This window comes from Microbacterium dextranolyticum, assembly GCF_016907295.1.
Lineage (GTDB): Bacteria > Actinomycetota > Actinomycetes > Actinomycetales > Microbacteriaceae > Microbacterium > Microbacterium dextranolyticum.
In genome coordinates this window covers 498,231-523,239 of the sequence record NZ_JAFBBR010000001.1, presented here as the reverse complement: position 1 = coordinate 523,239, position 25,009 = coordinate 498,231, and the positions used below count along the sequence as shown (strand labels likewise).

The window sequence follows — 25,009 nt, the reverse complement described above, 5'->3', positions numbered from 1 at the left end:
CCCGCGTGCGTCCAGGCGACCGCCGCGGCATCCTATCGGCCCGCGTTCGCCCGGCGCGAGATCCGGGAGCGATGTCGGCGGCCCGCGCGAAGATGGACCGATGGCTGACGTGCTCGAGCGGTTCGGTCCTGCGACGCAGGACTGGTTCCGCGGCGCGTTCGCCCAGCCGACGACGGCGCAGGCGGGAGCGTGGGAGGCGATCTCGCACGGCCGCCACGCGCTGGTGGTCGCGCCCACAGGCTCGGGCAAGACCCTCTCGGCGTTCCTCTGGGCGATCGACAGGGTGTTCCGTGAGAAGCCGGTCGCCCCGCCCGCGGGCGACGGCGACGAGCGCGCACCGCGGCGGCGGGCCGCGAAGAAGCCGACGGATGCCCCCGCCACTCGCATCCTCTACGTGTCGCCCCTCAAGGCGCTCGGAGTCGACGTGGAGCGGAACCTCCGGTCGCCGCTCGTCGGCATCCGCCAGTCGGCGCGGCGGCTCGGTCTCGCCGTTCCGGAGGTCACGGTCGGTGTGCGCTCGGGTGACACGACCTCTGCCGACCGGCGCCGGCTGCTCACCGATCCGCCCGACATCCTCATCACGACGCCGGAGTCGCTCTACCTGATGCTGACGAGTCAGGCATCCGAGACCCTGCGGGGCGTGCACACCGTGATCGTCGACGAGGTGCACGCCGTGGCCGCGACCAAGCGCGGCGCACACCTGGCGGTCAGCCTCGAACGCCTCGACGCCCTGCTCGACGCCCCGGCCCAGCGCATCGGGCTGTCGGCGACCGTACGGCCGATCGACGAGGTGGCACGTTTTCTCGGCGGATCTGCCCCGGTCGAGATCGTCGCGCCGCGGGCCACCAAGGCGTTCGACCTGTCGGTGGTCGTGCCGATCGACGACATGCTGCACCCGCCGCCTCCGCCGCGCTCCGACGAGCCGCCGTCGACCTCCGATGCCGCAGGGGGCGACGCCGGCGATGCGGGCGACGGCGACTGGTTCTCGACGCCCGCGCAGCCCGAGATCACCGGGTCGGTCTGGCCCCACGTCGAAGAGGCGATCGTCGACCGGGTGCTCGCCCACCGGTCCACGATCGTGTTCGCCAATTCGCGGCGTCTGGCAGAACGACTGACGGGGCGACTGAACGAGATCTACACCGAACGGCTCGACCCGGCCGCGGGCGCCGCGAGCGCTCCCGGCGGCGCGAAGCCGCCCGCCGCGATGATGGCGCAGGCGGGCGCCTCGTCGGGGGCCGAACCCGTGCTGGCGAAGGCCCACCACGGGTCGGTGTCGAAGGAGCAGCGCGCCCAGGTCGAGGACGAGCTGAAGAGCGGCGCGCTGCGGTGCGTCGTCGCGACGAGTTCGCTCGAGCTCGGCATCGACATGGGCGCGGTCGACCTCGTCATCCAGGTCGAGGCTCCGCCGTCTGCGGCATCCGGCCTGCAGCGCGTCGGCCGCGCCGGCCACCAGGTCGGCGAGGTCAGCCGCGCCGCCCTGTTCCCCAAGCACCGCGGCGACGTGTTGCACACCGCCGTCGTGACCGAGCGCATGCTCGCCGGTCGCATCGAGGCGATCTCTGTGCCGAGCAATCCGCTCGACATCCTCGCTCAGCAGACGATCGCCGCCTGCGCGACGGGCGCCCTCGACGTGGAGACCTGGTTCGAGACGGTCCGCCGGTCTGCACCCTTCCGCACGCTGCCCCGATCGGCCTACGAGGCGACCCTCGATCTGCTCGCCGGCAAGTACCCCTCTGACGAGTTCGCCGAGCTGCGGCCCCGCGTCGTCTGGGACCGCGACCACGGCACGCTCGCGGGGCGCCCCGGCGCGCAGCGCGTCGCCGTCACGAGCGGCGGCACGATCCCCGACCGGGGGCTGTTCGGCGTGTTCGTCGCCGGCGAGACCCGCAACGCCCGCGTCGGCGAGCTCGATGAGGAGATGGTCTACGAGTCGCGCGTCGGCGACGTGTTCACCCTCGGCACCACGTCGTGGCGCATCGCCGAGATCACCCACGACCGGGTCAACGTGCTGCCCGCCTTCGGCCAGCCCGGCAAGCTGCCGTTCTGGCACGGCGACGGTCTCGGCCGCCCCGCAGAGCTCGGCGAGGCCCTCGGCGCGTTCTCGCGCGAGATCGCCGGCGCGGCGCCCGAGAAGGCCACGGCGCGGCTGCGCGACTCGGGACTCGACGACAACGCGATCGGCAACCTGCTCTCCTACCTCGCCGAGCAGAAGGAGGCCACCGGCACCCTTCCGACCGACAGAACGCTGACGGTGGAGCGTTCCCGCGACGAGGTCGGCGATTGGCGGATCATCCTGCATTCCCCGTACGGCATGCACGTCCACTCGCCGTGGGCGCTGGCCGTGAACGCGCGGGTGCGCGAGCGCCTGGGCGTCGAGGGGTCGGCGGTCGCGAGCGACGACGGGATCATCGTGCGCGTCCCGGATGCCGAGGCCGAGCCCCCCGGCGCGGAGCTGTTCGTCTTCGAACCCGACGAGCTCGAACAGATCGTGACCGACGAGGTCGGCGGGTCGGCGCTGTTCGCCTCGCGGTTCCGCGAGTGCGCGGCACGCGCGCTGCTGCTCCCCCGCCTCAACCCGAACAAGCGGTCACCGCTCTGGCAGCAGCGGCAGAAGTCGGCCCAGCTGCTCGAGGTCGCGAAGAACCATCCGACGTTCCCGATCATCCTCGAGACGCTCCGCGAAGTGCTGCAGGACGTCTACGACCTGCCGGCGCTGCTGCGGCTCGCGCGCTCGATCGGCGATCGGCGCATCCGGCTCGTCGAGACGACCACGACGCAGCCCTCGCCGTTCGCGCGCGACCTGCTGTTCGGCTACGTCGGCGCCTTCATGTACGAGGGGGATTCCCCCCTCGCCGAGCGCCGCGCGGCCGCCCTGTCGGTCGACCCGGCGCTGCTGTCGGAGCTGCTCGGCAAGGTCGAGATGCGAGAGCTGCTCGACCCCGGCGTCATTGCGCAGTTCGAGGCCGAGGCGCAGCGTCTGTCCCCGGATCGGCGGGCCCGCGGCGTCGAGGGCATCGCCGATCTGCTGCGGCTGCTCGGACCCCTGAGCGTCGACGAGGTGGCCGAACGCCTCGATCCGGCGAGTACCGACGCCTCCCCCACCGACGAGCCGGGCGCACGGGCATCCGCCGATGCGGCGACCGCCGGGGCACTTCTCGACGGGCTCGTCGACGCCCGCCGTGCGATTCCCGTGGCCATGGCCGGGGCGCACCGGTTCGCAGCGATCGAGGACGCCGGCCGCCTGCGTGACGCCCTCGGGCTCGCTCTGCCCGTCGGCATCCCGAATGCGTTCCTCGAACCGTTCGCCGATCCGCTCGCCGACCTCGTGGCACGGCATGCGCGCACCCACGGGCCGTTCCGCACGACGGATGTCGCGACCCGGCTCGGGATCGGCGTCGCCGTCGCCCGCCAGGCACTGCAACGACTCGAATCGCAGGGACGGCTCTCGAGCGGGTTCTTCCTGCCCGGCCCGTCCGCACCGCCGCAGGCGGGCGCGGCGTCCGACGCGGGCGGCGACGCGGAGTGGTGTGACACCGAAGTCCTGCGCCGTCTGCGGCTGCGGTCGCTCGCGGCGATCCGCGGCACGGTCGAACCCGTGTCGCCCGACGCCTTTGCACGCTTCCTGCCGTCGTGGCAGCACGTCTCGGGCTCGGCAGGAGGCCGCCCCCTCGATGGCGTCGACGGCGTGCTCGCCGTCGTCGAACAGCTCGCCGGTGTGCCGCTGCCGGCGAGTTCCTGGGAGTCGCTGGTGCTGCCCTCGCGCGTCCGCGACTACAGCTCGACGATGCTCGACGAACTGACGGCGACGGGCGAGGTGCTGTGGTCGGGGCACGGATCGCTCCCCGGGCGCGACGGCTGGATCGCGCTGCATCCCGCCGACACCGTCGCGCTCACGATCGCGACGGCACAGACTCCCGCCGACCGCGACGGCGACGTGTCTGCCACGACTGCGCTCGAACAGCGCATCGTCGACGTGCTGGCGGGCGGAGGCGCATTCTTCGCCGGGCAGCTGGCCGGCATGGTCGGCGCCGAGAGCGAGCAGTCGGTCGTCGAGGCGCTGTGGAACCTCACCTGGACTGCCCGCGTCACCAACGACACGTTCGCTCCGATCCGCTCGTTGCTCGGCGGCGGCTCGCAGGCCCACCGCACCGTGCGCCGGGCGCCGCGCGCCCGGATGTTCCGTGGCTCGCCGCTCGCCGGTGTGCGTACGACCGGGGCCGCCCCGGCCCCGCGCCCCCCGCTCATCGGCGGCCGATGGTCGCTGCTGCCCCCGGCCGGCACCGACGGCGCGCTGCGGACGGCCGCCGCGGCGAGCCTGCTGCTCGAGCGATACGGCGTCGTCACGCGCGGCAGCGTGCAGAACGAGGGGATGCCCGGCGGATTCGCCCAGGCCTACCGCACCCTGGCGGGGTTCGAAGACGCCGGCCACACGCGCCGCGGCTACTTCGTCGAGAAGCTCGGCGCGGCCCAGTTCGCGGTCTCCGCGACGGTCGACCGGCTGCGCGAGTACGCCGCGCTCCCCGATCCGGCGCCCCGCATCGCGGTCACGCTCGCGGCGACGGATCCCGCGAACCCCTACGGCGCCGCGCTCGGCTGGCCGGCGCTCGAGGGCGTCGCGCACCGGCCCGGTCGCAAGGCGGGAGGCCTGGTGACCCTGGTCGACGGCGCGCTCGTGCTCTACCTCGAGCGCGGCGGGCGCTCCGCGCTGGTCTTCACCGACGACGACGAGGTGCTCGCCGCCGCCGCCCGCAGCCTCGTCGAGACGGCCCGATCGCGCCGCCTCGACACGCTCACCGTCGAGCAGGTCTCGGGAGCCTTCGTCTACGGCACCCCGGCCGGTCGCGCACTGCTCGGCGCCGGCTTCGTGGAATCCAGCAAGGGCCTCACCCTGCGGCGGCAGCGATGAGACCGCCGAGCGGAGCGGGGTCGACCTATGGCTGAGATGCGGACGGGGTCGAGGGATGCCTGAAGGCGACACCGTCTTCCGTGCGGCGCGGCGATTGCATGAGGCTCTCGCCGGCCACGAGGTGACGCGGTTCGACCTCCGGGTGCCGCGCCACGCCACCGCCGATCTCACCGGCGAGATCGTGCACGAGGTGACAGCGCGGGGAAAGCACCTGCTGATGCGGATCGGTGAGTACACGCTGCACTCGCATCTGAAGATGGAGGGCCGCTGGCTTCTCTTCCGGCCGGGCGAGGCGTGGCGCTCCCCCGCCCACCAGGCGCGGGCGATCGTCGGCACAGCGCAGGCCGTCGCGGTCGGCTTCGAGATCGCGATGGTCGATCTCGTGCCGACCTCCGATGAGGACCAGCTGGTCGGCCACCTCGGTCCCGATCTTCTGGGCCCGGACTGGGATGCTGCCGAGGCCGCACGCCGGGTGGCATCCGACCCGCGCGCCGTCCACGTCGCGATCCTCGACCAGCGCAATCTCGCCGGACTCGGCAACGAGTACGCCAACGAGCTGCTGTTCGTCCGGGGCATCCTGCCGACGCGTCCCGCGACAGAAGTGGATGCCGTGGGCCTAGTCGACACCGCGTCGCGGATGATCCGGGCCAACCGCGACCGGAACGGACGCACGTTCACCGGTGACAGCCGCCCCGGGCGGCAGAACTGGGTCTACCGACGCGAACGGCGGTCGTGCCGCCGCTGCGGCACCCCCATCCGTCGCACCGAGTTGGGGGCCTCCGAGACGAGCGAGCGCATCGTGTTCTGGTGCCCGCGCTGCCAGACCTGACCCCCCCGGCTGCGGCCTCAGTGGCCGAGGTATCGGCCGGGTCGATGGTTGAGTGCGAGCACCAGGTTCAGCAGCACCGCGCCGAGTGCGCTCATCACGACGCCCGTCCACGGGATCACGGCGAGCGCGCACAGGATGATGAGCACGTCGAAGATCATCATCGTCCAGCCCGCCCGGAAGCCCGTGCGGTCCTGCACCTCGAGCCCGATGATGTTGACGCCTCCGACGCTCGCGCGGTGTCGGAACAGGATCAGCACGCCGACGCCGGCGAGCAGGTTCCCCGTCAGGGTGCCGTACCAGGGTTCGATCGTCGCGATCGGGAACAGGGCGTCGTGCACCAGCGCCCAGCCCGAGACGAGCCCGACGCACAGGATGGTGCGGAGCGTGAAGTCCCACCCGCGACGCCAGACGGCGAGGAGGGCGAACGGCACGTTGATCGCCAGGAACAGCACCCAGAACGGCCAGCCGGTGGCGTAGCCGAGCAGCAGCGAGAGTCCGGCGGTGCCTCCGGTGACCGCGTGCGCGGCGTGGAGCACGTGCAATCCGAGCGAGGTGAGGAACGTCCCGGTGCCGATCCCGAGGATGTCCTCGACGATGGAGTGCTCCTGGGCTTTGGCGTCGAACACGAGCGACGGCGCGGTGGCGGGGTCTGGCCTTCTGCCCGTCGCGAACTCATCGGCATCGTCGACGGGGGCGCCTGACGCCTCGGGCGGGGTGGGGGGCATGGCATCCATCATCGCAAGCGCGGCGGCACGGACGGCCTGCCACGACGCCGGGAATGATCCGCGGACGGAGATCGTTGACACGGTCAGGAGGACTTCAGTGGGCAAGAACTACGTCGACATCGAAGACGATCAGGGCCGGACGCTCCGTTACCGCAAGCACGTGAACGGGCGAGGCCTGATCGCCAACGGCGCCAAGGTGCATGCGAGCGCGCTCGTCGAGGCGGGCGCCTACATCGAGCCGGGTGTGCAGATCGCGGCCGGTGCGCACATCGGCCGCGGCGTCTGGATCGAGCCCGACGCCGTCATCGGCCCCGACGCCGAGATCGCTCCGCACGCGCACATCGGATCGGGCGCGGCGATCGGCTCCGGCGCGAAGATCGGTGTGCGCGCCGTCGTGGGTGCGCGCGCACGCGTCGCCGGCGGCTCTCTGATCGGCGACGACATCCAGATCGCCGACGGCGAGCAGGTGGCCACCGACCAGCGCGGACTGCGGCTCGCGGCCTGATCATCGGCGCATCACCGACGGCTGGTCGGCCCCTCGGGAGCGGCGCCCGCCCGGCGGTCGGCGTCTGTGCTCTGTCCTTCGAGCAGGCGCGCCCCCAGGCATCCCGTGCGACCGGCGCCCGACCGGATTCGGCGACCCGCGCGCGCTGAGCGCGCGGATGGCGGGGCACGGCGGGTGCGGGTCCGGTGCGCCGGTACGCTGGCCTCATGGCCACGACGGGCGGACGCGGCGCGCGCGGCGCGGGTGCGGGGCGCGCCCGTCGGCATACCGGCAGCTCGGGCGCTCCGGTCAAAGGAGGCGCACGCGGAGGCACAGCCTCGAAGCCGACGAAGCCCGCGAAGCCCTCCTCGACGAGAGGCGCCTCGTCGGCGAGAACCTCCGCCGCACCTGCCCTGCCCGCCGGACCCTTCCGCCTCGGCGCGATCGAGGGCGCCACGCCCGGCAAATGGATCGACGTGTGGAAGGAGCGCCACCCCGACATCGCCCTCGAACTGGTGGCTCTGGGGATGGCCGATCAGCGCTCTGCGCTGCGTGCACCGCAGGCATCCGACGCCGGCCACGCCGCCCGCGACAGCGTCGACGCCGCGCTCGTGCGCCTGCCGATCGAGCGCAGCGGCCTGCATGTCATCCCGCTGTACGACGAGGTGGCGGTCGTCGTGTGCGCGGCGGACTCCCACCTGACCGCTGCCGATGAGCTGACCTTCGACGACCTCGTCGGCGAGATCGTCATCGTGCCCCGTGACGCACCACTCGCGGTCGAGGTGCCCGGTACCCTCGCGCCGCGGTTCGATCCGCCCGCGGGCGTCGGCGAGGCGATCGCGACCGTCGCGGCCGGGGTCGGCGTCGTGATCGTGCCCATGTCGCTCGCGCGACTGCACCACCGGAAGGACGTCGCGCACCGGCCGCTCGTGGACGGCCCGCTCTCGCCCGTGGCCCTCGCCTGGCGCGACGACGGCGAGACGCCCCCGCTCGTCGACGCGTTCATCGGGATCGTCCGGGGCCGCACGGCCAACTCGTCCCGCTGACGCATCTCGTCACACCCGCCGTCGCGGTGTCACACACCCGACGTCGAGGCGACGCCCCGACGTAGAATCGTCGCCATGGCTCCGCTCGTCTATCTCTGCGCCCGCCCCCAAGCGGGTGCCGCCGAGGCCGAGTACGAGTCGTTCCGCGCCGCGATGCGACTCGACGAGGCCGCGCTCGAGCGCTGGGATCTCGTGCGTGACCCGCTGCCCGACGACTTTGCGTCGCGCTGGCGCGGAGCCGTCGTCGGCGGCAGCCCGTTCAACGTCAGCGACCCCGAGTCGAGCAAGACCGACGCACAGCGCCGCGTCGAGGACGGCCTCGCCCGTCTCGCCGCGGCCGCGGCCGCCGGAGAGACCGCAGCGCTCTTCACCTGCTACGGGATCGGCGTCGCCACCCGTGTGCTGGGCGGCGACGTGACGCGCGCGTACCCCGAAGACACCGGCCCGACCGTCGTCACCCTCACCGACGAGGGGCGCCGCGACCCGCTGTTCGGGCCCCTCGCACAGTCGTTCACCGCGCTGACCGCGCATAAAGAGGGCACGGGAACGCTGCCCGACGGGGCGGTGCTGCTCGCCGAGAACGACGGATGCCCCGTGCAGGCATACCGGGTCGGAACGACGCTCTACGCGACGCAGTTCCACCCCGAGCCGACGGGTCGCGCCTTCACGGAACGCATGGCCGTCTATCGCGACGACGGCTACTTCGCCGCCGGCGACTACGACGCGATCGCCGCCCAGGTGCTGGCCGCGTCGCTCAGCGAGCCTCCGCGCATCCTGCGCGCGTTCGCCACCGCGTTCTGAGGCCGCGCCTCGGCTCGGCTCGGCTCGGGAAACCATCTCCCGCACGAGAAACACTGCAAGCCCTGGTTTCTCGACACGAATCTGGTTTCTCACCCCAGGCGTCCGCCGCGCGCCGCTGCCGCCGCGCGCCCTGACACGGCGCGCTGCAACTGCTGCCGCTGCCGCTGCCGCTGCCGCTGCCGAGAAACCATCTGCAGCGCGAGAAACACCGCAAGCCCTGGTTTCTCGACACGAATCTGGTTTCTCACCCCAGGCGTCCGCCGCGCGCCGCTGCCGCCGCGCGCCCTGACACGGCGCGCTGCAACTGCTGCCGCTGCCGCTGCCGCTGCCGCTGCCGCTGCCGCTGCCGCTGCCGAGAAACCATCTGCAGCGCGAGAAACACCGCAAGCCCTGGTTTCTCGACACGAATCTGGTTTCTCGCCCCAGGCATCCGCCACCGCCGCGCTACTGCCACGACGCGCCCTGCCACGGCGCGCTGCAGTCGTTGCTGCCGCCGCCGTCGCTGAGAAAGCATCTCCCGCGCGAGAAACACCCCTAGCCCTAGTTTCTCGACCCGAGTCTGGTTTCTCACCACCAGGCATCCGCTACGGCGCGCTGCAGTCGTTGCTGCCACTGCTGCCGCCCCTGTCCCTGCCCCTGCCGCTGCTGCCGCTGCCGCCGCCGCCGAGAATCCATCTCGAGCACAAGAAACACCCCCAGCCGCGGTTTCTCGACACGAATCTGGTTTCTCACGGACGCCGTGTCGCCGCGACGCAGCACGCCGCGACGCCGCACGCCGCAGCGCGCAGCGCGAGGGGCGGATGCCAGGGTCAGTCGCCGATGGCGCCGGCGACCGTGCGGCGGCGCACCATCGCCAGCGCGGCAGACAACAGGATCACGGCGGCCACGATGAACGCCGTGGCTCCGACGGCGGGCGCATGCGGCTCGCCCGAGGTGCGGGCGGCGCCAATCCAGACGAGACCCCACGCCATGGCGAGGGCGGGGGCGATCCGTCCACCCGCACCGACGACCAGCGCGACCCCGATGAGACCCACGACCACCAGAACGCCGATCGCCCAGGCGGTCTGCGCCGCCTCGCCGGGCGCGGGGACCACCTCGGCACCCAGCCACGCCGCGATGTTCGCGACGGTGGCGAGAGCCACCCAGCCCAGGTGGATGCCGACAGTGCCGTCGAGCAGCAGGCGATCCATCCAGCGCTCGGCCGGCGAGAGCACGAGCCGACGCATCGTGATGCACAGGGCGACGAGGAGCGCCACGATCGCCACCACGGTCGCGAGAAGGTTCAGATACTGCGCGGCGAGGAGCCATCCACCGTTGAGCACGGCGGTGAGGGCGACCCACCAGCCGACCGTCCGCTGCCGCTCGCGCGTGCGCTCGCCGGGCAGGGCCTGCCAGATCGCGTACGCGATCATCAAGAGGTAGACGACCGACCAGATCGAGAACGCCTGGGTCGCCGGGGCGAGCGCCGTGGCATCCGCGGCGAGCGCGCCGTTCTGCAGGTCGCGCACATTCGTGCCGCCGAACAGTCCCACCCCGAACATCGCGGCGATGATCATGAAGACGACGGCCGAGATCACGACGATCTGACGGGCGAGGTCGGTCACGCGAGCAGGGCGATCGGCCGGCGGATGGAGATCGGCCTCGGGGCGGGGGGATGAGGTCATGCCATCGACGGTATGCGTTCCACGGCGCCGATGGCAGTCCCTTGACAGGCGACGGACCCGGTCACTCGGCGGTGTTCTCCGCGTATCGACGAGTCATACGCGAGGATGCCGCCGGCCCCACCACTCCGGCGGATTCAGGCGTCAGCACGAAGGCACCCTCGGGCACGGGCGTCCCGTCGGCCGCGCCCGTCGAGATCCAGACCTCATCGCCAGGCCCTGACTCGATCGTCCACGGGGCATCCGACAGATTGACGTACACCGTCGCGGCCGCGCGGTGCAGGATCCACCGGCCGGGCCCGACGTTTTCGGCGCCGTGGCCGGTTCGATCCGAGTCGGTGAGCTCGGGGTGCTCCCGCCGCAGCCTCGCAAGCCCCCGGTAGAGCGACAGCAGCCGCGCATGGTCGCCCTGCTCCGCCTCGGCCCAGTCGAGTTTCGAGCGCTCGAACGTGGCCGGATCGTTCGGATCGGGGACGAGCGCCGGATCCCACCCCATGCGGGCGAACTCGGCGGTGCGCCCTCGACGGGTCGCCTCGGCGAGCTCGGGCTCGGGGTGCGAGGTGAAGAACTGCCAGGGGGTGGATGCCCCCCACTCCTCCCCCATGAACAGCATGGGCGTGCCCGGCGCGGTCATCGTGAGCACTGCCGCCACCGCGAGGCGCTCGAACGACAGCGACTGGCTGAGCCGGTCGCCCGCCGCACGGTTGCCGACCTGGTCGTGGTCCTGGGCGAACTCGACGAATCGCCACGACGGGGCGTCGAGCGAAACCGGAGCGCCCCAGTCCTCCTCCCGGAACGACGAGTAGGTGCCGTCGTGGAAGAAGCCGCCGCGCCAGGTCTTGGGCAGCGCCTCGGGGTCGGCGAAATCGGAGTAGTACCCCGCGGTCTCGCCGGTGAGGGCGACGTGGGCGGCGTGGTGCCAGTCATCCACCCACTGCGCATGGATGCCATAGCCGCCCTCCGCGCGCGGCGTGATCATCACGGGGTCGTTGAGGTCGCTCTCGGCGATCAGGGTGAGAGGTCGGCCGACCTGTTCGGCCAGCGCATCGACGCGTGCGGAGAGCTCGGCGAGGATGTGCACGGGAGTGCCGTCCGACTCGTGCAGGGCGTGCACGGCATCCAGCCGCAACCCGTCGACGTGGAAGTCGCGCAACCACATCAGGGCGTTGTCCACGATGTAGTCGCGCACCGCGCGTTCGTCGAGGTTGACGCTCGCACCCCAGGTGTTTCCGGGACCTTCGCGCAGGTACGGCCCGAACTCGGGAAGGTAGTTGCCCGACGGCCCGAGGTGGTTGTAGACGACGTCCTGGATGACCGCGAGGCCAGCCGCATGCGCGGCGTCGACAAACCGGCGGTAGGCCTCGGGTCCGCCGTATTCCTCCTGCACGGCGTACCAGAGCACGCCGTCGTAGCCCCAGTTGTGGGTGCCGTTGAACGCGTTGACCGGCAGGAGTTCGACGTGGGTGACGCCGAGATCGACCAGATACGCGAGCCTGCCCGCCGCCGCGTCGAGCGTGCCCTCGGGCGTGAACGTGCCGACGTGCAGCTCGTAGATCAGCCCGCCGTCGAGGCGGCGCCCGCTCCAGCCCCCGTCGGTCCAGACGAAGGATGCCGGGTCGTCCGCCGCCGACAGCTCGTGCACTCCGCGGGGCTGACGGCGGGACCGCGGGTCGGGGCGGGCGACATCGGCGTCGCCCAGCACGAACCCGTACTCCTCGCCGGGCTCCGGTGAGGCATCCGACCGCCACCACCCCGCGTCCGTGGCGACGAGCTCGACATCGTCGCGCCCCGGCCGCCGCAGTCGCACCCGTTCGGCCTTCGGAGCCCACACCTCGATCGTCATGGCACCATCCTGCCCCGGTCGCGGGCGGGGTCGAGCCCCCTTGCGCGCGCCGCGGCCTCCACGTACGGGCGTGTGGCGTCCGGGGAACGTGGCGTCCGGGGCGTGGCGTCACTGGGCACCGTGGGATCGCATCCGGGCCGTGGCATCCCGCACGTGGCATCTGGGCCGTGGCATCCCGTGACGTGCCAGCTTCCCTCAGCGACCCGGCGCTCCCTCACGAACTCCGCAGAATGTCACGAAGTCCGCACACGAACGCCCGGATGCCTGCGGAGTACGCGACGATCTGCGGAGTTCCTGCGCGTGCCGCCGCACGCCGCGGCCCACGGGCTCTTGCCACCCCTGGCATCCACCACCGACCGCACGCCTCGGCGGCGTCGCACCCCAGCAACCCGGCCAACGTCTCCAACTCCGCAGAATGTCACGAACTCCGCACCCGAACGCCCGGATGCCTGCGGAGTACGCCACCATCTGCGGAGTTCGTCGACGTCGCACGATCGCACGGCGCGCGCCGCGCGGCGCGCCCGCGTCACCCCTCCCAGCGGGAGGGGCCCCCGGATGCCGCGAACTCCGCCGCGGCAGCGGCGCGCAGCTCGGGGTCGGCGACGTAGGCGACAGCCGTCGCGGCGAGGGCGGCGGCGGCATCCACCAGCGCGTCGATCGCGGCGGGCAGCACCGTGAGGTTGGCGAAGGCCGCGTTGTGCGGGAAGACGTCGTCGGGGCCGCCGAGCCCGAGCGAGGGGTGGATCGAGGGCACGAGCCGGCTGACGTTGCCCATGTCGGTGGAGGGTCCCCCCTGCGGCGGCGCGGCCGGCGGCGGGATCTCGTGGCCGCGCTCGGCGAACGCCTCGGTCCAGCGCGAGGTCAGCGCCGTGTTGGTCTGCAACGGCAGGTACGGGGGCACGGGGTCGACGTCGATCTCGGCGCGGGTGCCGGTGGCGAGCGCCGCACCCTCGAGCACTGCGACGACCCGGTCGGTGAGCTCGCGCAGCGCCGGAACGTCGGCCGAGCGCACGTAGAACAGGGCCGACGCGCGCTCCGGGACGATGTTGGGCGCCGCGCCGCCGTCGGTGATGATCCCGTGCAGGCGGTCGGTCGGCAGGATGTGCTGACGCAGCTGCGCGACGCTCTGGTACGCCGTGACGACGCCGTCGAGCGCGTTGCGGCCGAGCCATGGCGCGCCGGCGGCGTGCGCCGCGCGGCCATGGAAGGTGACGGCGACCCGCCGCACCCCGCTCGTGCGCTGCCCGAGCACGGAGCTCGTGCCCGATCCGCTCGAGGGGTGGACCATGCCCGCGGCGTCCACGTCGTCGAAGCCTCCGGCGCGGATGATGAGCTCCTTGCCGCCGCCGTTCTCCTCAGCGGGGGTGCCGATCAGCGACAGCCTGCCGCCGAGGCGAGCGACGACCGGCGCCGCCGCGAGGAACGCACCGACCGCGACCGCAGCGATGATGTTGTGCCCGCACGCATGACCGATCCCCGGCAGCGCGTCGTACTCCGCGATGATCGCGAAGTGCGGGGCGGATGCCGCGACGCCCGCACCGGGGTCGCTCGCGCCGCTCGCATCGCCGACCGCCGCTCCGGCGACGGCGCGCAGGGCGGTGTCGAGCCCGAAGGCTCCGACCTCGGCATCCACCCCGTGCGCGGCGAGCAGCGCCGCGATCCGGGCGACCGAGGCGTGCTCCTCGAAGCCGATCTCGGGCTCGTCGTACAGCTCACGCGCGAGGCGGGCGAGCTCGGGGCGCAGCCGCTCGACGGCGGCGGCGAGCTCGGCGTCGCCCGGCAGGGCCGGCGCCGCGCCCGCGGCCGAGGGCACGTCGGTGCTCACAGCTCGACGAGGTCGCCGGTGGCCGTGCGGAGCGTCAGTCGGAAGCCCGGCTCGTCGCCGACGACGACCTCGGCCACGCCGTCGTCGAGGTCGTACGCGCCGAGAATCTGCTGCAGCGGCGCGGGGTCGGGCTCAGTGCGCACGAGCGAGACGAGCTCGATCACCGGGATGTCGCTGAGGCCCGGCTGGGGCGTCGTGCCCCAGTCGATGAGGAACGGCACGTCGATGCGCCGGTTCTCACCGCGCGTGAGCCGCCACTCGAGCAGCGTGCAGTCGGGCGTGCGGCGCGACAGGTCGCTGACATCGCCCGGGTCGTAGCCGCCGGCGCGCGCCGTGGCGACGGTCGCCTCGATGTCGGCGGGGTGCACGGCGTACGCCTGCACGCTCGGCCCCGTGAGCGTCGCGATGCCGAAGGTCTCGGGCAGCGCCGGATCGGTGCGCTCGGGGTTGGGGCCGATGAGCTCGATGTACTGCGGTCCGCGCGCGCCGTCGACGGTGAGGGCGACGAGCGCGTTGGCGGTTCCGGTCGGGTGCGCGCCGCCGGGGGCGGCGACGACGCCGGTGCGCTCGGCGAACCAGTCGATGAGGGCCGGAAGATCGGGGCCGGCGATCACGACGTGGTCGAGAAGGGTGGGAATGCTCATGGGGGGGGCGTCCTCGCTATCGGGGCTATCGGGGGGGGATAGGGCTATCGGGTGGAAGAGCGTCGGGCGGGAACCTCGGGTTCGCCGAGCGAGAGCATCAGCCGGTTCGCCCAGTTGAAGAAGGCGGCACCGCCGATGACGTCGACGATCTCGGCGTCACCCAGGCCCGCGGCGCGCAGGCGCGCGATGTCGTCCGGGCCGAAGTCGAGCGGGGTGTCGGCGAGGGCGACGGATGCCGCGACGACCGCGTTCCAGGTCTCGTCGCCGAGGTCGGCGTCGACACCGTCGTCGAGCAGGCGCTGCACGTCGGCCTCGCGCCCGGACTCGCGGGTGGCGGAGGCGGCGTGCACGGACGCGCAGAAGACGCACCCGTTGCGGCGCGACGTCGCGGCAGCCGCGAGCTCGCGCTCGGCACGGCCGATGCCCCCCGCGACGTTGTAGAAGATGTCGAGGTCGGTGAGGGTCCGCGCGTGCAGGGCCTCGGGATCGCGGGCGAGCAGCCGGAAGTACGGCATCTTCGCGCGAGCGGGCTCGATGAGCGCGTCACGCTGGATGCCGGTCAGCTCGTCTTCGGCGACCGGCAGCAGCCACGGCACCCAGCCGAGCCCCTGCTGCGTGAACGCCTCGGGGCGGGCGAGCTCGGGGTACGAGGTGACGATCTCGGTCATATCAGGCTCCCTCGGCGATGGCGGCGATGGCGGGGTCGGCGGCGACGTCAGACACGGGTGCGGCGGCGAGCACGCGCAGCCCCCACGACAGCCGCAGCTGGAAGGTCAGGAAGGCGACGAGCTGCGACAGCGAGACGATGTCGTCGGCGCTCCAGCCCGCGTCGACGAGGGCCTGCAGTGCCTCGGGGCGCGCCTCGCGCGGGCGCACGACGAGCAGGTGCGCGTGCGTGAGGGCGGCGGCGAGGCGGATGCCGAGCGCGTCGGCCGTCTCGGACGCGGGCGCCCACCGCGGGCCGTCCGTCGACTCGTTGTGCAGCCCCGTCTCGCGGTACGCGCCGAAGGGTCCGGGAGCTGCGGCGGAGGCCGCGGCATCCGCCACGACGGTCTCGAGCCCGCCCGCCTCATCGCCGAGCAGGTCGTCGTAGAAGGCGGTGGCGGCCTCGAAGGCGTGCAGACGCGCGACGAAGGCTGCGACGGCGTACCGCTCGGCGAGCGGGAACGTGCCCGGCTCGGCGGGTTCGAGCAGCGCCTCGAAGCTGCGCTGCGCGTTCTCGCGCGCCTGCGCGCGCTGGTCGCGTACGGCGACGAGCGGATCGCCGGGGGCGATGCCCGCGAGTAGGTCGATGATGTCGGCGGCGGTGCTCATGCGTGTCCTTCCGTGGCGGCGCCGGTGACAGCCAGCGGCCGGTGGGCGTTCTGCAGGTCGGCGGCAGCGTCCGGCCCGATGGCGAAGCCGAGGCGCGGGGCGACCTCGTCGGCGAGCAGCTGCAGCGAGCGCAGCGTCAGCTCGTGGGGCGCGGCGATCGAGTGCACCTGGAACGACACGTCGCTCGCCGCGGGCAGGGTCTCGTCGGCGGCGAGCGAGGCGACGACCTCGTCGACGGTGCCGACGTGCGTGTCGGTGATGCGGATCAGCTCGTCGAGCGAGACGCCGTCGGTGTCGATCCGGAACATCGTCTGCGCGAGGTGGCGCAGGCCGTCGCCGGCCAGTTCGAGGGCCCGGGTGCGGTCCTCGGGGTCGACGACCAGCGCCGTGCGCGAGGCGAGCACGCGCGAGGGCGCCCCCTCGGGCAGCGCGGCGCGGTAGGCCTCGATGATCGGCAGCTGCAGCTCGTGCAGCGGCGCGTCGGGGGCGTCCGCCGTGCGCGGCTGGGTGCGCGAGAGCAGCAGCCCGTCGCCGCGCTCGCCGGCCCGCCGTCCACCGTCGACCGAGAACGTCGCCTGCCAGATGCGGGCCGACAGATCGCCCGCGGCGGGGTAGATGCGCGAGTCGGTGCCGCGGATGCCTCGCCCCTCCAGGGCGTCGAGCAGCACCTCGAGGTGCTCGGCGAAGATCTCGCGGCGACGGTCGGACTCGCGCCCGAACGCGGCGAACGACGACGGCGTGCCGCCGGTCGCGAGCCCCAGCTGCACGCGCCCACCGCTCAGCTGATCGAGCACCGTGGCGTCCTCGGCGACCCGCAGCGGGTCGTCGAGGGGCAGGGTGATCACGCCGGTCGCCAGGGCGATGCGGCTCGTGCGTTCGGCCACGGCCGCGAGCAGCACGAACGGCGAGGGCAGGCCGCCCTCGTGCTCGCCGAAGTGGTGCTGCGCGAGCCACGCCGAGGCGAAGCCGCTCTGCTCGGCCTGGACGATCTGCTCGATCGCGAACCGGTACCGGTCGGCGGCGGAGGCCTCTTCGAGCACGCGGCTGAAGAAACCGAGACGGGGGGCGCTCATGCGCGAACCTCTTCCTGGCGGGGGACGGACGGGCGAGACGGCGACTGTTCGCGCAGCGTCGCTCCGGGGATCGCGGCCAGCAGCTCGCGGGTGTACGCGTGCTGCGGGTCGTCGAACACCGCAGCGGCCGTGCCGTGCTCGACCTGACGGCCGCGGCGGAGCACCGAGACGGTGTCGGAGATCTGGCGCACGACGGCGAGGTCGTGCGAGATGAACACGTAGGTGAGGCCGAGCTCGATCTGCAGCCGCGCGAGCAGCCGCAGGATCTGGGCCTGCACCGTGACATCGAGCGCCGAGACGGCCTCGTCGAGCACGACGAGCTCGGGTTCGACGATCAGCGCGCGCGCGATCGCGATCCGCTGCCGCTGCCCGCCGGAGAGCTCCCGCGGATGCCGCGTCGCAATCTCCGGCGGCAGGGCGACGAGCTCCAGCTGGTGGGCGACGCGGTCGTCCCGCTCCGCGCGCGAGCCGATCCCGAAGTTGCGCAGCGGTTCGGCGAGGATGTCGGCGATGCTCTGACGCGGGTCGAGCGAGGCGTACGGGTTCTGGTAGACGAGCTGGGTGCTGCGGTGGAAGGCGCGGCGCGCGCGCCCTCCCGCGAGCGCGGTCACCTCGGTGCCGCCCACACGGATGCTCCCGCTCGTGGGGCGGTTGAAGCCCGCGATCGAGCGCCCGGTCGTGGTCTTGCCCGATCCGGACTCGCCGACGATCGCGTGCGTCGTTCCCCGTGCGACGCTGAACGAGACGTCGTCGACCGCCACGAGGGGCGACCGGCCCGCCCGCGCGAAGCGCTGCGTGAGGCCGGACACCTCGACGAGCGTGTCGCGCGGATCATCGGAGCGCGCGGCATCCGGAGCGGTGCGCTCGACCACACGGGCGAGCGAGGGGGCATCGGCCAGGAGGGTGCGCGTGTAGGGCGACGAGGGAGCCGCGAGCACCTCTGCCGTGGGGCCCGCCTCTTGCACCTGGCCGGAGCGCATCACGACGAGCGCGTCGGAGCGGTCGGCCGCGACGGCGAGGTCGTGCGTGATGAACAGGATGCCGGTGCCCGTCTCGGCACGCAGTTCGTCGAGCAGGTCGAGCACGGTCCGCTGCACGGTGACATCGAGCGCGCTCGTCGGCTCGTCGGCGATGATCAGCTCGGGCTCGAGGGCGAGAGCGGCGGCGATCAGCACCCGCTGACGCATGCCTCCGGACAGCTCATGCGGGTACTGCCGGGCGCGGATCTCGGGATCGTCGATGCCGACGCGGTCCAGCAGATCGATGACCCGCGCGTGGATCTTGGCCCGGTCTCTCCAACCGTGGATGCGCAGGGCCTCGCCCACGCTCCAGCCGATGGTGGCGACGGGGTTGAGGGAGTTCCCCGGATCCTGCGGGATGAGGGCGATGCAGCGACCGCGCAGCCGGCGCCAGTGCCGCTCGGACAGACCGACGAGATCGGTGAGCCCGTCGGTGCGCTCGGCGAGGCGGATGCTGCCCGCGGAGACGTGGCCGTTGGATGCCAGCAGCCCGATGACCGTCTGGGCGACCGTGGTCTTGCCCGACCCCGACTCACCGACGAGGGCCGTGACCGACCCCGCCTCGACGTCGAACGAGACGCCGCGCACGGCATCGACCGGGCCGCGCCGCGTGCGGTACTGGACGGCGAGGTCGCGAATGGACAGCAGCGGTTGCGCGCTCATGCGGAATCGCCTCCTCGAAGGGCCTGGCTGAGACGGTTGGTCGCGAGCACGACGAGCACGACGACGAGACCGGGCAGCACGGTGAGCCACCAGGCGGTGGCGACGTAGTTGCGCCCCTCGGCGATGAGCAGGCCCCACTCGGGCGTGGGCGGCGGCTCACCGTAGCCGAGGAATCCGAGGGTCGAGATCTGCAGGATGGCAGAGCCGAACTGCAGCGCGGCGAGCGCGATCACCGGCGTCAGGGAGTTCGGCAGAATGTGCCGCCACAGCACGCCGAAGAACGTGCCGCCCGAGCCGTAGGCGGCCTCGACGAAGTCGGTCACGCGCACGCTGACGACGCGGGAGCGGGCGAGGCGGGCGAACACCGCGATCGAGGTGACCCCGACCGCGACGGCGGCGCTCGTCGTGCCGAAGCCGAGGAGGATCACGACGCTCAGCGACAGCAGCAGCGCGGGGATCGCCAGCAGCACGTCGACGACGCGCATGAGCGCCTCGTCGACCGCGCCGCCGAGGGCGCCGGCGGCGAGTCCGATCGCGGTGCCGACGACGAGGCCGACGAGCACGGCGATGAGCGCGCCGATGATCGACTGCGACGCCCCGTAGACGACGCGGGCGTAGAGGTCGCGGCCGGTGGCATCCGTGCCGAACCAGTGCTCGGCGCTCGGCGCCTGCAGCGCGGGTGCGACGGTCTCGGTGGGGTCCTGCCCGGTGAACAGCGTGGGGAACAGCGCCCAGAGCAGGGCGATGAGTATCGCGATGGCGGGAAGGACGAAGCCGACGCGGGAGAGAAGGCTCCCCCACCGGATGCGGCGGTCCGCGGTGGGGCCGGCGCCCGGCCCGTCGGCGGCGCCTCCGGCGAGGCCGGCGGTGGTGGCGAGGGCGGTCATCGGTTCTCTCCTCGGGATCCGGCGGGCACGGCGCCCGCGGTGCCCGCGCCGGCCGATGCGCCGACCTCGGCATCCACGAGCTCGTCGACGGCGCGCTCGGCGGCGTCGACCGTCGCCGTGGCGCCCGCACCGGTCGCGCGACGGCGCGAGCCGGTGCGCAGACGCGCGTCGAGAACGGGGTACAGCAGGTCGACGATCAGGTTGATGCCCACGAACGCGACGGTCGAGATCACGACGACCGCCAGCAGCACCGGGGTGTCGCGGTTCGCGACGGCCTGCGCCGTCAGCTGCCCGAGGCCGGCGCGGGCGAACACGGTCTCGGTGACGACTGCACCGCCGACGAGCTCGCCGAAGAGCAGTCCCGCCATGGTGAGGGTCGGCAGCAGCGCGTTGCGGGCGACGCCTCGCCACAGCAGCCACGAGGTGCTCGCACCGCGCGCACGGATGACCGCCACGAACGGCTGCTCGCGCACCTCGTCGATCGAGCGCATGAGCACCTGCGACAGGGGCGCGGCGATCGGGATGGCCAGGGTGATGACCGGCAGGATCAGCGCCTGCACGGGGTTCGCCCCGATCACGGGCACGAGCCCGAGTCGGAACGAGAAGATCTGGATCAGGATGATGCCGATCCAGAACACCGGAAGCGACACGAACAGGGGCGGGATGCCCCGGAAGATCCGCCGCAGCACGCCGCCGGCGCCGTAGGTCGCCGTGAAGGCGATCGTCACCGCGAGGAAGACCGCCAGCACGAGACCGAGCGAGGCGAGGGTCAGGGTCGGCGGCAGCGCTGTCGCGATCAGGTCGGACACGGCGGCGCCGCTGGCGACCGAGTAACCGAAGTCGCCCGTGAGGAAGCCCGCGATGGAGCGGAAGTACTGCACGATGAGCGGCTGGTCGGCCCCCAGCGATTCGCGGATGGCGTCGATCTGCTCGGGGGTCAGCCCGAGCTCGGGGCTGCCGTACCGCGCGATGACGGCATCGCCCGGCAGCGCGGCGAGCAGCAGGTAGGCCGCCGTGTAGGCCAGAGCGAGGACGAGCACCGCCTGGCCCACACGACGAAGGACGTACGACATGGATTCTCCGTGACCCGGTCTTCCGGCCGGCGGGTCAGCCCGCGAGCCAGGTCGAGTAGAACGAGGGGCGTCCGACCGACTCGGTCTCGAAGCCGTGCACCTTGGCGGTGAGGCCGAACACCTGCGGCTCTTCGAAGATCGGCAGGATGTAGGCGTTCTCGGCGAGATACTTCTGTGCCGCCTCGGATGCCGTCTGGCGCTGCGCCGAGGTGGGCTCGGAGGCGACGGCCTGGAGGAGCGCGTCGAGCTGGGGGTCGCCGATCGAGCCGTCGGCCGGGTTGAGGTTCAGCAGCGTGTTGCGGTTCTTGGAGAAGTACTGCGACTTCAGGACGTCGAAGTCCGCGCGGCCGACCATCGAGTGGTACACCTGGATCGTGCTCTGGTCGTTGGAGGCCTTGGTCTGGGCGGCCATGTCTCCGGCGAACAGGTTGACCGTGATGCCGAGCTTGCCCAGCTGCTCCTGGATGAGGGTCACGACCTCCTTGGAACGGGGCTGCGGAAGGGCCTCGTTGAAGGTGAGAGAGAGCTTCTCGCCGTCCTTGGCACGGACGCCGTCCGAACCCAGGGTCCAGCCCGCGGCATCCAGCAGCGACGCCGCCTTCGTGGGGTCGTACGCGTAGTACGAGGACGTGTCGACGTAGCCGAGGGCCGTCTTGGCGAGGGCGCCGGTGGCGAGCGGGTAGTTCTTCGTGAACAGGGTGTCGACGATCTTCTGGCGGTCGATGCCGGCGATGATCGCCTGGCGCACGCGCACGTCGGCCAGACGCTGGTCGCGGAAGCGGAAGCTCAGGCCGTTGTTGACGCCGTTGGTGGCCGCGGCGTGCAGCGACAGCCCGCCCGCGGCGAACTGCGCCTCGTCGGGCGCGGGGATGTTGCGGGCGATGTCGGCCTGGCCGGCGACGACCGTGCCCACGCGCACGCTGTTCTCCGCCGCGACGACGTAGTTGACGCCGGCGAGGTACGCGGCGCCCTGGTGCTTCAGCGACGGCGGCGCCCAGGCGTAGTCCTTGCGCGCCGTGACGCTCGTCTGGGTGCCGATCTGCTCGTCGGAGATGACGAACGGGCCGCTGCCGATGATCTCCTTCGCGTTGCCGGGGCCGAACTTCTCGCTGCTGCGGTCGAGCGTCGCGTCGGAGAGGAGGCCCGAGTTGATCGTCGAGACGGCCTGCGCGAAGCCGGGCGACGGCGCGGTGAAGTGGAAGACCACCGTGTGGTCGCCGGTCACCTCGCCGTGGTCGTAGTTGTTGATCGCCTCGGACACCGGCAGCGCGCGGGCCTTGTCGCCCTTGCCGTACAGGTCGATGTTCTTGACGACGTTCGCGGCCGTCAGCGGCGTGCCGTCGGAGTAGGTGACGTCGGTGCGCAGATCGAACGTGTACTGGGTGGCGTCGTCGTTGACCTTGTAGTCGGTCGCGATCCACGGCTCGAGCTGGAGAGTCTCGGGGTTCTGGTACAGCAGTCGGTCGGTGACGTTGTTGACGATGCCGCCGTTGGGGTAGAAGCCCGCGGACGGCGGATACAGCGTCGTCCAGGTCTGCGGCTCGAGGTAGGTGAGGGTCCCGCCGGACTGAGGCTCTGCGGAGGCTCCGTCGCTCGGGGCGGCGGAGCCGCCCGCGGAGCACCCGGCGGCGAGGAGGGCGATCGCAGCGGCGACGGCGGTGGTCGCGAGGGTGCGGGCGAAGCGGGGCATCGGGTCTCCTGGGGGACGGTGTCGCCGCGGGCGCGGCGGTGAAGAGGTGCGAAGAACACCTCATCACGAGCGACGAGCGCGGAGAAATGGACGGTTACACGCCGTAAGAAACCGGCCGCCGCACGCCCCCGGAGCGTCAGCCGGCGCGGGTCAGGAGCGCCACGGGGTAGTCCGCGAGCACCTGCGCCAGAGGCGCGGCGCCACCGCTCACGAGGCGCCCGGTGAGCTCGTCGCGCCACGGTCCGGCCGGCAGCATGACCGCGGCATCCGTCCACCCACCGCGTGCCGCGAGGCCGAGCGGCAGGCGCGTCGCGATCGCGATCGCCCCGCCACGGTCGAACGCGACGGCGTGGTCGCGCGCGGCGCCCGCCGTCTCGAGCGGCGTGTACCTCGTGAACAGCTCGGGCCGGTCGCGGCGCAGCCGCAGGGTGCGCGAGACGAGCAGCAGCTTCGCCGCACCCGATGCGTCCACCGGCGGATGCCAGCCGTCGTCGATCCGCGCGAGCAGGGTACGCCGTGCGTCGTAGTCGACGGCACGACGGTTGTCGGGGTCGACGAGGGAGTGGTCCCACAGCTCGGTGCCCTGGTAGACGTCGGGCACCCCGGGGCCGGCGAGCTGCAGCAGCTTGGCCGACAGTCCGTTGCTGCGGCCGGCGCCGGCGATCTCGTCGACGACGCGCTCCACGACCGGCCGCGCCGCGCCTGCGGCCGCGTCGACGAGGGCGTGCACGCCGGCCTCGAACGCCTCGTCGGGGTCTTCCCAGCTGGTGCCCGCACCGCTCTCGCGAGCCGCCTTCTCGGCGTACGCGTGCAGCCGATCGCCGAGGTCGGGGTCATCCGACCAGACGCCGACGACGGCCTGCCAGAGCAGATCGTCGAGCGCCCCGTCGCCTGTCGAGGCGATCGCCGACAGCTCGCCGCGCGCGGCCGCCCATCGCTCGGGGATCTCGGCGAGCACGTCCAGGCGCGCGCGGGTGTCTTCGGAGCGCTTCGTGTCGTGTGTCGTCAACGCGGTGAGCGCGTGCGGCCAGGATGCCTGCCGGCGCGCGAACGCGTCGTGCAGCTGCGGCACCGTGAGCGAGAACCGCGACGGATCGCCGCCAACCTCGGTCAGCGAGCCGAGCCGGGTGAAGCGATAGAAGGCGCGGTCCTCGACGCCTTTCGCCATCACGGGACCGGTCGTCTGCATGAACCGGTGCGACAGCTCCGCGTCCGCGTCGGCGATCAGCGGGACGAGTCGGGCGACGGCCTCGGCCAGGTCGGGGCGGTGCGCGGATGCCTCGGCAGCCGCCCGCGCGAGACGGTCCGCCCCGGCGGGCAGGTACGCGCGGTACACGTCGAAGCGGGTGAGCAGCTCGGCGAGGGCGTCGCGTGCCACGGCGTCGCCGAGCGTCTCGCGCGCCTCGGCGGGCAGGCATCGCACGAGGCGGCCGACCTCGGCGGCCTGCGAGGTGTCGGCCACGTCGCGCTTGGTGCGCGCGATGAGCTCGTCCCAGCCGGGGCCCTGCGGCGCGGCATCCGTCAGGGGGCGCTCCCCCGCCGGGTCGACCAGCACGCGCTCGATCTCGCCGAGCGCGTCGTAGCCGGTGGTGCCTTCGGCAGCCCACCAGCCCGGCAGCTCCTCGCCGGGCTCCAGGATCTTCTCGACCACCGTGTACACGCCGCCGGTCGCGTCGCTCAGGCGATCGAGGTAGCCGCCGGGGTCGGCGAGGCCGTCGGGGTGGTCGATGCGCAGGCCGTCGACGAGCCCGTCGCGCACCCAGCGCACCACCTCGACGTGCGACGCGTCGAACACGTCGGGGCGCTCGACCCGCACGCCGGCGAGGCTCGTCACGGTGAAGAAGCGCCGATAGTTGAGCAGGTCCTCGGCGCGGCGCCAGAACCCGAGCTCCCAGTGCTGGCGCGCGAGCACATCGCGCACCGCCGCGGCATCCGTCGTCTCGTGCAGCGGAGCCGTGCCGGGAGCGAGCGGCAGCACCAGGTCGTAGTAGCGCGCCGTGCCGAACGGGGCGGCGGGGGCATCCGGCGCGTGTGGCGAGTCTGGCGACTCCGGCGCGACGGTCAGCTCGCCGGCGGCGATCACGTCGTCGAGTTCGGCCCCGAGCACGGGAAGGCGCAGACGCCCACCGCCGTGCGCCCAGTCGATGTCGAAGGATGCCGCGTGCGCCGACTGTTCGCCGTACGCCAGCACGTCCCACCACCACGGGTTCTCGGCCGGAACGGCGACCCCCTGATGGTTGGGCACGATGTCGACGAGGACGCCGAGGGCCGCCGCGCGGGCCGCCGCGGCGAACCGGTCGAGGCCGGCCGCCCCGCCGCGCGCCTCGTCGACGCGCGTCGGGTCCACGACGTCGTACCCGTGGTCGGAGCCGCCCGCGGACTGCAGGATGGGCGAGAGGTAGGCCCAATCGGCGCCGAGATCGCGCAGGTATCCCGTCACGTCGGCTGCGGCATCCAGATCGAACGAGGCCCGCACCTGCAGGCGGTAGGTCGACGCGGGAGCGCCCACCGACGGACGCGTGGCAT

At 72.7% G+C, this 25,009-nt stretch carries 18 protein-coding genes; 5 read left to right on the top strand and 13 right to left on the bottom strand.

Translation table 11 applies throughout. The features are described 5' to 3' along the window. The first annotated feature begins 100 nt into the window (after positions 1–100). Both JOE64_RS02255 and JOE64_RS02250 read left to right on the top strand, forming a co-directional pair. Positions 101–4,906, top strand: a complete 4,806-nt coding sequence (locus JOE64_RS02255; RefSeq protein ID WP_204962760.1) for an ATP-dependent helicase — start codon at positions 101–103, stop codon at positions 4,904–4,906. 55 nt (positions 4,907–4,961) lie between these two features. Then, positions 4,962–5,735 (top strand): DNA-formamidopyrimidine glycosylase family protein, encoded by a 774-nt coding sequence (locus tag JOE64_RS02250; protein ID WP_204962759.1) that lies wholly within the window; start codon positions 4,962–4,964, stop codon positions 5,733–5,735. Between the two features lie 17 nt (positions 5,736–5,752). On the opposite strand, the gene JOE64_RS02245 is transcribed toward JOE64_RS02250, so the two are convergent. After that, positions 5,753–6,460 (bottom strand): YitT family protein, encoded by a 708-nt coding sequence (locus tag JOE64_RS02245; protein ID WP_204962758.1) that lies wholly within the window; start codon positions 6,458–6,460, stop codon positions 5,753–5,755. Between the two features lie 97 nt (positions 6,461–6,557). Between JOE64_RS02245 and JOE64_RS02240 the strand changes: the two genes are divergently transcribed. From JOE64_RS02240 to JOE64_RS02230, 3 genes are all read left to right on the top strand, one after another. Further along, positions 6,558–6,965, top strand: coding sequence for a transferase (locus JOE64_RS02240; protein WP_204962757.1), 408 nt, complete (start codon positions 6,558–6,560; stop codon positions 6,963–6,965). 206 nt (positions 6,966–7,171) lie between these two features. Continuing rightward, the gene (locus JOE64_RS02235; RefSeq protein WP_204962756.1) at positions 7,172–7,990 is read left to right on the top strand and encodes a substrate-binding domain-containing protein; all 819 of its coding nucleotides are present in this window, start codon (positions 7,172–7,174) and stop codon (positions 7,988–7,990) included. A 75-nt stretch (positions 7,991–8,065) separates the two neighbouring features. Further along, positions 8,066–8,791: a glutamine amidotransferase-related protein gene (locus tag JOE64_RS02230; protein WP_204962755.1), complete on the top strand. Its 726-nt coding sequence runs from the start codon at positions 8,066–8,068 to the stop codon at positions 8,789–8,791. A gap of 809 nt (positions 8,792–9,600) precedes the next feature. Here the strand turns inward: JOE64_RS02230 and JOE64_RS02225 are convergent. From JOE64_RS02225 to treY, 12 genes are all read right to left on the bottom strand, one after another. Continuing rightward, entirely contained in the window at positions 9,601–10,455 is an 855-nt protein-coding gene (locus JOE64_RS02225) for a TspO-related membrane protein (RefSeq protein ID WP_307821446.1), read from the bottom strand. Positions 10,456–10,516: 61 nt separating this feature from the next. Beyond that, the gene (treZ, locus tag JOE64_RS02220) at positions 10,517–12,295 is read right to left on the bottom strand and encodes a malto-oligosyltrehalose trehalohydrolase (protein WP_204962754.1); all 1,779 of its coding nucleotides are present in this window, start codon (positions 12,293–12,295) and stop codon (positions 10,517–10,519) included. 526 nt (positions 12,296–12,821) lie between these two features. Then, positions 12,822–14,120 carry a M20 family metallopeptidase gene (locus JOE64_RS02215; RefSeq protein WP_271202421.1) on the bottom strand — a complete coding sequence of 433 codons (1,299 nt, stop codon included), beginning with the start codon at positions 14,118–14,120 and terminating at the stop codon, positions 12,822–12,824. Next, on the bottom strand, positions 14,117–14,764 hold the full coding sequence (locus tag JOE64_RS02210; protein WP_204962753.1) for a VOC family protein: 648 nt from the start codon (positions 14,762–14,764) through the stop codon (positions 14,117–14,119). The genes JOE64_RS02215 and JOE64_RS02210 overlap by 4 nt, the downstream gene beginning before the upstream one ends. Positions 14,765–14,808: 44 nt before the next feature. Beyond that, on the bottom strand, positions 14,809–15,432 hold the full coding sequence (locus JOE64_RS02205; RefSeq protein WP_204962752.1) for an alkylhydroperoxidase domain protein: 624 nt from the start codon (positions 15,430–15,432) through the stop codon (positions 14,809–14,811). 1 nt (position 15,433) lies between these two features. Further along, positions 15,434–16,078 carry a CMD domain protein gene (locus JOE64_RS02200; protein WP_204962751.1) on the bottom strand — a complete coding sequence of 215 codons (645 nt, stop codon included), beginning with the start codon at positions 16,076–16,078 and terminating at the stop codon, positions 15,434–15,436. Continuing rightward, complete coding sequence (locus JOE64_RS02195; protein WP_204962750.1) at positions 16,075–17,151, bottom strand: putative FMN-dependent luciferase-like monooxygenase; 1,077 nt, start codon at positions 17,149–17,151, stop codon at positions 16,075–16,077. Before JOE64_RS02195 ends, JOE64_RS02200 begins: the two co-directional genes overlap by 4 nt. Further along, positions 17,148–18,833, bottom strand: a complete 1,686-nt coding sequence (locus JOE64_RS02190; RefSeq protein ID WP_204962749.1) for a dipeptide ABC transporter ATP-binding protein — start codon at positions 18,831–18,833, stop codon at positions 17,148–17,150. The genes JOE64_RS02195 and JOE64_RS02190 overlap by 4 nt, the downstream gene beginning before the upstream one ends. Then, positions 18,830–19,720 (bottom strand): ABC transporter permease, encoded by an 891-nt coding sequence (locus tag JOE64_RS02185; RefSeq protein ID WP_204962748.1) that lies wholly within the window; start codon positions 19,718–19,720, stop codon positions 18,830–18,832. Before JOE64_RS02185 ends, JOE64_RS02190 begins: the two co-directional genes overlap by 4 nt. After that, complete coding sequence (locus JOE64_RS02180; protein WP_204962747.1) at positions 19,717–20,793, bottom strand: ABC transporter permease; 1,077 nt, start codon at positions 20,791–20,793, stop codon at positions 19,717–19,719. The genes JOE64_RS02185 and JOE64_RS02180 overlap by 4 nt, the downstream gene beginning before the upstream one ends. 34 nt (positions 20,794–20,827) lie before the next feature. Beyond that, on the bottom strand, positions 20,828–22,483 hold the full coding sequence (locus JOE64_RS02175; protein ID WP_204962746.1) for a TIGR04028 family ABC transporter substrate-binding protein: 1,656 nt from the start codon (positions 22,481–22,483) through the stop codon (positions 20,828–20,830). 136 nt (positions 22,484–22,619) lie between these two features. Continuing rightward, on the bottom strand, positions 22,620–24,992 hold the full coding sequence (gene treY, locus JOE64_RS02170) for a malto-oligosyltrehalose synthase (protein ID WP_204964928.1): 2,373 nt from the start codon (positions 24,990–24,992) through the stop codon (positions 22,620–22,622). Between the last annotated feature and the right edge of the window lie 17 nt (positions 24,993–25,009).

What these genes read in the sequence shown, in the direction of transcription:
- JOE64_RS02205 (WP_204962752.1), bottom strand. Translation starts at nt 15,432, where the DNA reads ATGACCGAGATCGTCACCTCGTACCCCGAGCTCGCCCGCCCCGAGGCG.
- JOE64_RS02225 (WP_307821446.1), bottom strand. Translation starts at nt 10,455, where the DNA reads ATGACCTCATCCCCCCGCCCCGAGGCCGATCTCCATCCGCCGGCCGAT.
- JOE64_RS02200 (WP_204962751.1), bottom strand. Translation starts at nt 16,078, where the DNA reads ATGAGCACCGCCGCCGACATCATCGACCTACTCGCGGGCATCGCCCCC.
- JOE64_RS02230 (WP_204962755.1), top strand. Translation starts at nt 8,066, where the DNA reads ATGGCTCCGCTCGTCTATCTCTGCGCCCGCCCCCAAGCGGGTGCCGCC.
- JOE64_RS02210 (WP_204962753.1), bottom strand. Translation starts at nt 14,764, where the DNA reads ATGAGCATTCCCACCCTTCTCGACCACGTCGTGATCGCCGGCCCCGAT.
- JOE64_RS02190 (WP_204962749.1), bottom strand. Translation starts at nt 18,833, where the DNA reads ATGAGCGCGCAACCGCTGCTGTCCATTCGCGACCTCGCCGTCCAGTAC.
- JOE64_RS02235 (WP_204962756.1), top strand. Translation starts at nt 7,172, where the DNA reads ATGGCCACGACGGGCGGACGCGGCGCGCGCGGCGCGGGTGCGGGGCGC.
- treZ (WP_204962754.1), bottom strand. Translation starts at nt 12,295, where the DNA reads ATGACGATCGAGGTGTGGGCTCCGAAGGCCGAACGGGTGCGACTGCGG.
- JOE64_RS02245 (WP_204962758.1), bottom strand. Translation starts at nt 6,460, where the DNA reads ATGCCCCCCACCCCGCCCGAGGCGTCAGGCGCCCCCGTCGACGATGCC.
- JOE64_RS02180 (WP_204962747.1), bottom strand. Translation starts at nt 20,793, where the DNA reads ATGTCGTACGTCCTTCGTCGTGTGGGCCAGGCGGTGCTCGTCCTCGCT.
- JOE64_RS02250 (WP_204962759.1), top strand. Translation starts at nt 4,962, where the DNA reads ATGCCTGAAGGCGACACCGTCTTCCGTGCGGCGCGGCGATTGCATGAG.
- JOE64_RS02185 (WP_204962748.1), bottom strand. Translation starts at nt 19,720, where the DNA reads ATGACCGCCCTCGCCACCACCGCCGGCCTCGCCGGAGGCGCCGCCGAC.
- JOE64_RS02195 (WP_204962750.1), bottom strand. Translation starts at nt 17,151, where the DNA reads ATGAGCGCCCCCCGTCTCGGTTTCTTCAGCCGCGTGCTCGAAGAGGCC.
- JOE64_RS02175 (WP_204962746.1), bottom strand. Translation starts at nt 22,483, where the DNA reads ATGCCCCGCTTCGCCCGCACCCTCGCGACCACCGCCGTCGCCGCTGCG.
- JOE64_RS02255 (WP_204962760.1), top strand. Translation starts at nt 101, where the DNA reads ATGGCTGACGTGCTCGAGCGGTTCGGTCCTGCGACGCAGGACTGGTTC.